The 10,085-nt window shown below is 74.1% G+C and carries 7 protein-coding genes and 1 pseudogene; 1 reads left to right on the top strand and 7 read right to left on the bottom strand.

What is annotated here, in order from left to right:
* From CW362_RS41175 to CW362_RS41200, 5 genes and pseudogenes are all read right to left on the bottom strand, one after another.
* Positions 1 to 1,407, bottom strand: a pseudogene (locus tag CW362_RS41175) (hypothetical protein); the annotation flags it as partial.
* A gap of 26 nt (positions 1,408 to 1,433) precedes the next feature.
* On the bottom strand, positions 1,434 to 4,403 hold the full coding sequence (locus CW362_RS41180; protein ID WP_103554709.1) for an SNF2-related protein: 2,970 nt from the start codon (positions 4,401 to 4,403) through the stop codon (positions 1,434 to 1,436).
* 128 nt (positions 4,404 to 4,531) lie between these two features.
* Positions 4,532 to 5,113: a sugar kinase gene (locus CW362_RS41185; RefSeq protein WP_103554710.1), complete on the bottom strand. Its 582-nt coding sequence runs from the start codon at positions 5,111 to 5,113 to the stop codon at positions 4,532 to 4,534.
* Positions 5,110 to 6,297: an ROK family glucokinase gene (locus CW362_RS41190; protein WP_240658324.1), complete on the bottom strand. Its 1,188-nt coding sequence runs from the start codon at positions 6,295 to 6,297 to the stop codon at positions 5,110 to 5,112. Before CW362_RS41190 ends, CW362_RS41185 begins: the two co-directional genes overlap by 4 nt.
* Before the next feature lie 355 nt (positions 6,298 to 6,652).
* A complete protein-coding gene (locus CW362_RS41200) occupies positions 6,653 to 7,402 on the bottom strand; it encodes a GntR family transcriptional regulator (RefSeq protein ID WP_162684412.1) in 750 nt (249 codons plus the stop codon).
* Positions 7,403 to 7,518: 116 nt separating this feature from the next.
* On the opposite strand from CW362_RS41200, the gene CW362_RS41205 reads away from it, so the two are divergent.
* Complete coding sequence (locus CW362_RS41205; protein ID WP_103554712.1) at positions 7,519 to 8,532, top strand: Gfo/Idh/MocA family protein; 1,014 nt, start codon at positions 7,519 to 7,521, stop codon at positions 8,530 to 8,532.
* Positions 8,533 to 8,566: 34 nt separating this feature from the next.
* Here CW362_RS41205 and CW362_RS41210 read toward each other — a convergent pair whose 3' ends face one another.
* Entirely contained in the window at positions 8,567 to 9,058 is a 492-nt protein-coding gene (locus CW362_RS41210) for a hypothetical protein (protein ID WP_103554713.1), read from the bottom strand.
* A gap of 103 nt (positions 9,059 to 9,161) precedes the next feature.
* A complete protein-coding gene (locus CW362_RS41215; RefSeq protein WP_103554714.1) occupies positions 9,162 to 9,833 on the bottom strand; it encodes a response regulator transcription factor in 672 nt (223 codons plus the stop codon).
* Positions 9,834 to 10,085 lie beyond the last annotated feature (252 nt).

A 10,085-nucleotide genomic window follows, 5' to 3' on the forward strand; every position in this document is an offset into this window, starting at 1 on the left:
GGCGGGGAACGTACGGCGCAGCTCACCGTCACGGTCCGGCGCCGCCATGGAGCGGGGGAGCCGCTCGGCCGGTACGGAAGTGACCGGCCCACCGGTGCCCGCGGCGCCGGTCCGGTCGAGGGCCCCGGCCGACGGGCGGGAGGCGTGGGAATCCCGGTGGGGAACCCCGGGAGCGGGGGGATCGGAGGACTCGGGGGAACCGGAGGGAGCGGAGGGCTCCCGGGGCTCGGTGAAGGGCTCGGAGGTGAAGAGCTCCGGGACGAGGGAGCCGACCGTGAAGGGCTCGACGGCTGTCGGCGCCTCCCGCTCGGGCATGGGGTACGGGGAGTGTCCGGGGTGGTCGACGGGTTCGGGGTACGCGGAGTGTCCGACGCGCCGGGTGGGTTCGGTGTGACGGGTGGGTTCGACGTGCTGGATGTGTTCGGTGTGCTGGGGGCGCGCGAGGCGGTCGTGGGGCCGGCCGTGGATCCCCTCTCCGGCGTCGTCGGCCGGACGCGAGGGCTGCCCGGTCTCGGCGGCCACGTCGGGAGGCAGCCGGAAGGCGTCCTCGAGCAGGTCGCGAAGCCGGCGCTGCTGGGCCGCCCGGTCCATGGTGACGGGGTGCGCGGGACTCCGGCGCCCCCGGGCACCGGGCGGGGACGTCCTGGTGGGCCGACGCCTCGGGCCGGCTCCCCTGTCCTCGCCCTCCTTCGACCGCTCGCCGCCGTCCGTCTCCTCGGAGCGAAGCCGCAGCGCCTCGGACCGCGCGGCGCGCAGCGCTTCACGGGCGACGTCGCCGGGGCGCGCCCCTCCCCCGGTCTCCGCTCCGGAACGACCGGCCGTCGCCCGCCGTGCCGCTCCGGGGCCTCCTGCCGGGGCTCCGGCGGGACGCTGCCCGGAGCCGGCCTCGACCGCGTCCCCGGACGCCGCGAGCGTCGCATCGCGCGTGTCGGGCGCGTCGCTCGGGCCGTGCTCGTGCGCACGAACGCGCGCGCCGGCGCCGATGCCGGTGTCCGGCCCCGCGTCCGGGTGCACGGCCGCGACCGGACGTGCACCGGCGTCGGCGTCCTCCTCGTCGCCGGCCCCCGCGGGGGCGTCGGCACCGGCGGACCTCACCGCCGCGGTCGCCCGTCGCAGGGCCTCGCGGGCCGCGTCGCCCGGCCTCGCCGGAGTGGACGCCCCCGGGGACGCCTCGGGCGCGCCGGGCGAAGGGGGCGGGGCCGACGGCACGGACGACGGAGCGGTCACCGCCTCCTGTCCGTCACGCACGTCGGCGTCGGCACACGCGGCCGGGTGGCCGTCGGCCGCCGCCGCGGCCTTCCGCGCCGCGCGCAACGCCCGGCGGGCCTCGTCGGCGGGGTGGTCCCCGGTCGCGGGGCGCCGCGGACCGGCGCCCTCGGCCGGTGCGTCGGCTCCGGTCCCGGGCACGCGGGCCCCCCCTTCCCCGGTTCCGCTCATGCCGGCCTCCGCAGCGAGACGAGGTCCGACAGCTCGCGGTCGGTCAGCTCCGTCAGGGACGCCTCGCCGGAGCCGAGGATCGCGTCGGCGAGGGCCCGCTTCGCTTCGAGCATCTCGGCGATCCGGTCCTCGACCGTGCCCTCGGTGATGAGACGGTGCACCTGGACGGGCTGGGTCTGGCCGATGCGGTAGGCGCGGTCGGTGGCCTGCTCCTCGACCGCGGGGTTCCACCAGCGGTCGAAGTGGACGACATGGCCCGCCCGTGTGAGGTTCAGACCGGTGCCGGCCGCCTTGAGGGACAGCACCAGGACCGGGGTCGCCCCGCTCTGGAAGCGGTCCACCATGTGTTCGCGGTCGGCGACCGGCGTACCGCCGTGCAGGAGCTCGACCGGCACGGCGCGGGCGGCCAGATGCGCCGTGATGAGGCGGGCCATCCCCACGTACTGGGTGAAGACCAGTGCCGAGCCGTCCTCGGCGAGCAGGGTGTCCAGCAGCTCGTCGAGCAGGGCGAGTTTGCCCGAGCGCGCGGAGGCCCCCTGCACGGCGGCCCGAGCGTCCTCCTTCAGGAACAGGGCCGGGTGGTCGCAGATCTGTTTGAGGGAGGTCAGCAGCTTGAGGACCAGCCCCCGGCGGGCGATGCCGTCGGTGGTCTCGATCGCCAGCATGGATTCGCGCACCACCGCCTCGTACAGGGAGGCCTGTTCGCGGGTGAGCGGCACGGGGTGGTCCGTCTCCGTCTTCGGCGGGAGTTCGGGGACGATGCCGGGGTCGGACTTCTTGCGGCGGAGCAGGAACGGCCGGATCAGCCGGGCCAGCCGGTCCACGGCCTCCTCGTCCTCCCCGTTCTCCACGGCGCGCGCGTGCCGGGCACGGAAGGACTTGAGGGGGCCGAGCAGCCCCGGGGTCGTCCAGTCCAGCAGGGCCCACAGCTCGGAGAGGTTGTTCTCCACGGGTGTGCCGGTGAGCGCGACACGGGCGGGGGCCGGGATCGTCCGCAGGGCCTTCGCCGTCGCCGAGTAGGGGTTCTTGACGTGCTGTGCCTCGTCCGCGACGACCATGCCCCAGCGCTGATCGGCGAGGTGGGCGGCGGCCGACCTCATGGTGCCGTAGGTGGTGAGGACGAAGCCTCCGCCGAGATCGTCGAGGGTGCGGTCGGGGCCGTGGAACCGGCGCACGGGGACACCGGGCGCGAAACGGGTGATCTCCCGCTGCCAGTTGCCGAGGAGCGAGGCAGGGCAGATCACCAGCGTCGGTTCGCTGCGGGCCCGCCGCAGGTGGAGGGCGATGAGTGTGACCGTCTTGCCGAGACCCATGTCGTCGGCGAGGCAGCCGCCCAGGCCGAGGGAGGTCATGAGGTCCAGCCAGGCCAGACCGCGGAGCTGGTAGTCCCGCAGGCGGGCGTCCAGGCCGGGCGGGGGCTCGACGGCGGGCACGCCCGCGGTGAGGCGGTCGCGCAGCGTGGCGAGGGCTCCGACCGGCACCGCCTCGACGGTCTCGCCGTCGACCTCGGCGGTTCCGGTGAGCGCGACGGAGAGGGCGTCCACCGGGTCGAGCAGGCCCAGTTCGCGCTTGCGGGCCTTGCGGACGAGCGCGGGATCGACCAGGACCCACTGGTCGCGCAGCCGGACGACCGGCCGGTGGGCCTCGGCCAGGGCGTCCATCTCGGCCTCGCTGAGCGGATCTCCGCCGAGGGCCAACTGCCAGCGGAACTGGAGGAGTTCCTCGCTCTCGAAGAATCCTGTCCCGTCGGTCGCCGATCCGGGCGCGGGACGCACCACCGCGGTGGCGCTCAGGTCCTGCGCCAGGTCCCGGGGCCAGTGCACGGCGACACCGGCCGCGCCGAGCCGGGTCGCCGCGACCCCCAGCAGCTCCGACAGCTCCTCCTCGGAGAGGGCGAGCACATCGGGCACGTCCTGTTCGGACAGGCGGTCGAGGGGCGGCCAGACCCGGGCGGCGCGACGGACGGCGAGGGCGGCGTCGACGCGGGCGCGGGGTCCGAACACCGCGTCGGCGTCCCCCGCCCACAGGGCGGCCGCGTCGGTGACGAGGGTGGGGTCGGCCAGGCTGTGCACCTGGACGACGGCGGCGCCCGCGCGTCGGGCTCCCTCGCCGTCGTCGAAGAGCTGGTGGGCGGACAGGTCCAGGCGCAGCGAGATCCTCACGCCCGCGTCCATGCCCGCCGCGACCTCCGCGGCCCAGTCGTGGGCACCGGCCAGCCGCTGCGGCTCGCGGGCCGCGAAGGGCCTGCCGCAGGTGTGGGGCGCGGCGGGAGTGCGGGGCAGGGTGTCGGCGACCGCGTCCAGGAAGGACCGCATCAGCGCTTCCGGCTCGGGCAGCCGGACCGGTCCCCTGCCGGGCAGGGGGACGGCGTGTCCCTCGTACGGGAGGGCCTCGGCGACCGACCTGAGGTGGGCGATGTCGTCCGGGTCCAGGGGGCCCGCGCGCCAGGCGTCGAAGCCGTCGGGGGTGAGCCCCGGCAGCAGCCGTCCGCGGGCGACGAGGCGCAGCGCGTGCAGTGCGGCGGCGCCCCAGCAGGCGGTGGCGGGATGGGCCGCGGGGTCCCGCCGTGCCCCCGCGAGCAGGGGCAGGGCCTCGTCGAGGGGGAGGATCCGGGCGGGCACGGTGCTGCGGCGGACTCCCGAGCCGTGCGGCCGTACGACCGTCAGTCCGGTGTGCTCGCGCGCGGACGCCCGCTCGCCGGGTGCGGCCGGTGTCACCCCGCCGGGGTGCTCCCCCGGCTGCGGGCTCTCCCCGTGCTCCTCGGCGGGCAGGGGTTCGCCCTGCGGGTCCCAGAAGGCGACGCGTCCCTCGCGGGGCAGCGGCGCGGGCAGGAAGACGGCGGCGAGCCGGACGGAGGGCGGCTCGCCCGGGAACGACCGCGCGCGCTCTCGCGTCCGGGGGCCGCCCGTGACCGCCGAGCGTGCCCGTGCCGACGGCGCGCCCGCGGGAAGTGCCCGCGCGGTCATCGCTTCCACCCTGTCCCCCATACGCCCGGTCACCTCCCGCCCCTCGGCCGAATCGGTCGTCTTCGACTCTACGGGCGGGGTCTGACAATCGGCTCCCACGGCCGCTGCGGGGCCCGGGCCGGCCGGGGCTACGGGATCGTGCGCGAGACGAGGTAGACCATGGGGTGACCGGACTCGGAACCGTTCACGACGATGTCCTGGGTGGGCGCGGGGTCCTTCTGCTCGTGGACGAGCCCCCACCAGGGGCCGGGACCCGTGAACTCCCAGCCGACGACCTTCTGGTCGCGGCCGCTGATGGTGATGTCGTCCTTCTTCAGGGCGGTCCGGCTGGTGCCGACGGTCCGGAGGAACCAGTCGAGACCCCTCTGGGTGGTGCGGAACTGGACGTACAGCCGGCTGGTCTTCCAGTTGTTCGTCTCGTAGTACGCGATGTCGGTCGAATCGGCGGGGACGGGCACCTGGTAGAGGCGGCGCTGGACGCGCGAGGGCCAGCCCGCGGTGAGGCCGGTCGCCGAGTACTTCTCCTCCTTGTCCTTGCCGCTGTTGCGGCTCTGGTCGGCGGAGATCACCAGGTAGCCGGCCGGTACGCCGATGAGCAGCACGATGATCAGCAGGGTCAGGGCCCGGCGGCGGAACCTGTGGCGCGGGTCCTCGGGGGGCCGCTGGGGCTCGTCCGGGGATGTCGCCTGACGGGGGAGCGAGGCGGTCACTGCGTCTCCTGCTGGGTCGTGCGGCGGGCCTCGGCGTAGCGCTCGTAGCGTTCGTAGCGCTCGACCCGGCGGCGCTTGGCGCGCCGGAAGCGGCGGGCGACGAGACGGGCGAGGTCGGCGGCGCCGACCATGCCGGCCTCGGGGCCGAGCTGGGCGCGCGCGATCCGCGCCTCGGGGCGGTAGCCGCGGCCGGTGAGGTGCCGGCGGAAGGCGTCGCGGGCGGGACCGATCAGCAGGTCGTCGGCGGCGCTGACGCCGCCGCCGATGACGAAGCAGGAGGGGTCCAGGGCGGCGGCCAGGTTGGCGATGCCGACGCCGAGCCACTGGCCGATGTCCTGGAGGAGCTCGACGCACATGGCGTCGCCCTCGCGGGCCAGCTCGGTGATCATCGGTCCGGTGATGTCACCGACGTTGCCCTTGACGTGCTCGATGATCCCGAAGGCCACCGGGGAGTCGGCGGCGGCGAGTTCGCGGGCCTCGCGGACCAGCGCGTTGCCGGAGCTGTACTGCTCCCAGCAGCCGCGGTTGCCGCACGGGCAGCGGTGGCCGCCGGGCACGACCTGCATGTGGCCGAACTCTCCGGCGACACCGAACTTGCCCCGCTTGACCTGGCCGTCCTCCAGGATCGCGCCCCCGATGCCGGTGCCGAGCGTGATCATCACGAGGTGGTCCTCGCCGCGCCCGGCACCGAAGCGCCACTCGGCCCAGGCGGCGGCGTTGGCGTCGTTGTCGACCAGGACGGGCACCGCGAGCCGCCCGGCGAGACGGTCGCGCAGCGGCTCGTTGCGCCAGGACAGGTGGGGGGCGAACAGGATGCGGTTGCGCTCGGCGTCGACCCAGCCGGCCGCCCCGATGCCGACGGCGTGCACGTCGTGCCGGTCGGAGAGGTCCAGCACCAGTTCGACGATGGTGTCCTCGACGACCTTGGGGCTCTTGGACTTGTCCGGCGTCTCCGCGCGGACCTTCTCCAGGATGTTGCCGTCGGCGTCCACCACGCCCGCCATCACCTTCGTGCCACCGATGTCGATGCCGACGGTGGGGACGCGGGGTGCCGTCAGATGGGAACGGCGCTCGCGTGTGCCCACGGTCCGCAGGACGGTGGCCCGCGCGGAGCCGATGGGGGTGCCCCCCGCACGAGCGGAGCCGAGCGCTCGGGGCAGCGCGAGGTCGCGGTAGGTGCTCATCGCGCCGATTCTGCCCTACGCCGCACCGGCGCCGCACCGTGGAAGCACGGTGACGCAGGTGACGCGAGGGGCGTCCGTCGCCCGTCCCGGCCGGCCTCCGCGGCCGTCCGGGGCACGACCCCGCGCTCCTCGCACGGCACGGTTCTCCGGCCCGCTTCCGCCCGCCGTCCGGCGCGTCGGCTCGTCCGGCGTGATCCCGTCCCGGGTGTGGCCGCCCGGCATGGTGCAGCGCTTCGGCAGGCGGAAACGATCACCCACCCCATGGGCGTGATGCGGATTATGGGTGATGAAGACAACACCCGGTCCGGCGTCCCGGGCGGGTGCGCGGATCACGGCCGTGCGGAGGGCCGGCGCGTCAGGACCGCACGAGGAGCTGGAACTCGAAGGAGTAGCGCGAGGCCCGGTAGATGTGGGAGCCGAACTCGACGGCGCGGCCGGTGTCGTCGAAGGTGGTGCGCTGCATGGTGAGCACGGGGGCCCCGGCCGGCTCGCCGAGCCGCTCGCCCTCGTCCGCGCTGGCCGCGCGGGCGCCGACGGACTGGCGGGCGCTGTGGAGGGTGATGCCGGCGCCGCGCATCAGCCGGTACAGACCGGTGGCCTCCATCCGGGCGCTGTCGAGCTCCAGCAGCTCGGGGGGCAGGAAGTTGCAGAGGTACGCCATCGGCTCGCCGTGCGCCAGACGCAGTCGTTCGACACGGTGGACCTCGGCGCCCTCGGTCACCCCGAGGGCGGCCGCGACCTCGGTGGACGCGGGTTCGACGGTGTTGACGACCACCTTGGTCGCGGGGCGCTGGCCGGCCGATTCCAGGTCGTCGTAGAGGCTGCTGAGCTCCAGGGGGCGCCTGACCTGGCTGTGCACGACCTGGGTGCCGACGCCCCGGCGCCGTACGAGCAGCCCCTTGTCGACGAGGGACTGGATGGCCTGGCGGACCGTGGGACGGGACAGGCCGAGGCGCCCGGCGAGTTCGATCTCGTTGCCGAGCAGGCTGCCCGGGGTCAGCGCTCCCTGCTCGATGGCGGCCTCCAACTGCTGCGCCAGCTGGAAGTACAGCGGGACCGGACTGGTGCGGTCGACGCCGAGCCGGAGCGCCACGGTCGGATCCACATCTGGTTTGGCCACGGATCGAGCGTAGCCCCGGGAGATGTTGACGGGAAGTTGTGAAGTTCGGTTGTCCGGACAAACCATTGACAGCGCGACGGGTCGCCCACCAGTTTGTTCCCATGCGCATCGGACTCATCGGAGCGGGCCGTATCGGTGCATTTCACGCGGCCACTCTCAGCCGGCACCGCGAGGTCGGCGGCTCCCTCATCGTCACGGACGCCGACCCCGTACGGGCCCAGCGGCTGGCGGACCGGCTGGGCGCGACGGCGGCTCCCACCGTGAACGAGATATTCACCTGGGGCGTGGACGCGGTGGTCATCACCGCCGCCACCTCGGCCCACGCCGAACTGATCGGCAGGGCGGCACGCTCCGGACTGCCGGTCTTCTGCGAGAAGCCCATCGCCCTCGACCTCCCGGGCACGCTGGCCGCGCTCGCCGAGGTCGATGCCGCCGGAACGGTTCTGCAAATGGGTTTCCAGCGCCGTTTCGACGTGGGCTACACGGCCGCCCGCGAGGCGGTGCGCTCGGGCCGGCTCGGCCGTCTGCACACCGTGCGCGCGATGACGTCGGACCAGTCGCCGCCTCCGGCCGACTACCTCCCGCTCTCCGGAGGGCTCTACCGCGACTGCCTGATCCACGACTTCGACATGCTGCGCTGGGTCAGCGGCCGCGAGGTCGTCCAGGTGTACGCGACCGGCTCCGACGCCGGGCCCGCGATGTTCCGCGAGGCGAACGACATCGACACCGGTGCCGCCGTCCTCACCTTCGACGACGGCATGCTCGCCACGGCGACGGCGACCCGGGTGAACGGAGCGGGCTACGACGTCCGCATGGAGCTCTCCGGTGAACTGGACCAGATCGCCGTGGGGCTGGACGACCGTACGCCGATCGCCTCGACCGAACCGGCCGGACCGCCGCCCGCGGACAAGCCGTGGACGGGCTTCCTCGAACGCTTCGGCCCCGCGTACGAGGCGGAGCTCGCCGCGTTCGTCGAGGTGGTCCGCGGCGAGCGCGCCAACCCCTGCGACGGCCGCGAGGCGCTGGAGGCGCTGCGGATCGCCGAGGCCTGCGAACTGTCCCGGCGCGAGCGCCGCCCGGTCTCACCGGCGGAGATCCCGGGCGGCAGGCTCTGACAGGCACCCGAAGACACGGACCCGAGCCGGCCCCTCACCCCAGAAGCCGGACGGCGGGGGTCTCGCTGTCGACGCCGAGCACCTGGTCACAGTGCTTGCACGTCAGGCGGTACGGCCGCACCAGATTGGTCTGGATGCTGCCGGTGCCCGACTCCTTCGCCTCCGGGCAGTGATAGGCGAGGTGCAGCCGCACCCACGGGTGGCTGGTGGGCGCGGCGGCCTTCCGGCTGTCCCGGGTGTCGGTGAAGGGCGCCCACCAGAAGTCGACCAGCGCCCGGACCGCGAGTCTCTCCCGGCCGTTCGTCGTGTCGAACCCGGCGATCCTCGCGGCGGTGCGGTGGCTCTTGAACCCGCTGCGGCTGCCGGAACACAGGGCTTCCTCGGCCCCGCGCTCGAACACCGTCGTCCGCCCGGTCCGCTCACAGATGAAGCAGTCGAGGCTGAACTCCAGCCGAGAGCGCCAGTAGAGCCGGTGGCGCTCCTCCAGACCGGTCAGCTCCGCGGTGATCTCCGCCGTACGCAGCACGCTTCCCCACTCCTCACACGGCAGCCGGGCCGGCGGCGCGCACGACCCGGCGTGGACCGGATGCGGGTCTCCCCGTCACACCCCCAACGGACGAGGAACCCGGTCAGTGCCCGTCCTCCTCCAGCAACCCCGCGTCGTACGCCAGCAACGCGATCTGCACACGGTTGTTGAGGCCGAGCTTGGCGAGGATGCGGGAGACATGGGCCTTGACCGTGGCGACGCTCATGAACAGTCCGACGGCGATCTCCGCGTTCGCACTGCCCCGGCCGACCTCGACGGCGACCTCGCGCTCACGCTCGTTCAGGACGGCCATCCGGGAACGGGCGCCGGACCTGCGGGTGTCGAGGGCGGAGCCCGCGGCGTGTTCCATCAACTGGCGGGTGACGGTGGGCGACAGCACCGGGTCCCCGGCCGCGACCCGGCGCACCGCCGCCAGGATCTCCGCGGGCGGCGTGTCCTTGAGCACGAACCCGGCCGCGCCCGCGCGCAGCGCCCGCAGCACCTGCTCGTCGGCGTGGAAGGTCGTCAGGACGACGACCTGGGGCGCCTCTTCCCGCCCACGCAACCGCTCGGTGGCGGTCAGCCCGTCGACGCCCGGCATCCTGATGTCCATCAGGACGACGTGGGGCCGGGTGCGGTCGACGAGTTCCTCCACCTCACCGCCGTCGGCGGCCTCACCGACGATCTCGACGTCCTCGGCTCCCCCCAGCATGAGCACCAGCCCCGCCCTCACCAACGGATCGTCGTCGACGAGCACCAGCCGAATCACAGTCATCCCCCCACCCAACCAGCTCCCCCCGCCCCTCGAACGCCGGAGGGACCGGACTTTCCCCGACCGGGAACGGAAAACACACACGAACCATCGACCACCCGCAGCCGGAACCCGGCATGAGGGGCCGCGCCGGCACATCGAATACCCACAAGCCGAACGAACCAGAACCGACGCCCGACTTTCCCCGGCCGGAAACGGAAAACACACACGAACCATCGACCACCCGCAGCCGGAACCCGGCGCGAGGGGCCGGGG

Origin of the sequence: Streptomyces populi (assembly GCF_002911015.1) — a bacterium.
Taxonomy (GTDB): Bacteria; Actinomycetota; Actinomycetes; order Streptomycetales; family Streptomycetaceae; genus Streptomyces; species Streptomyces populi.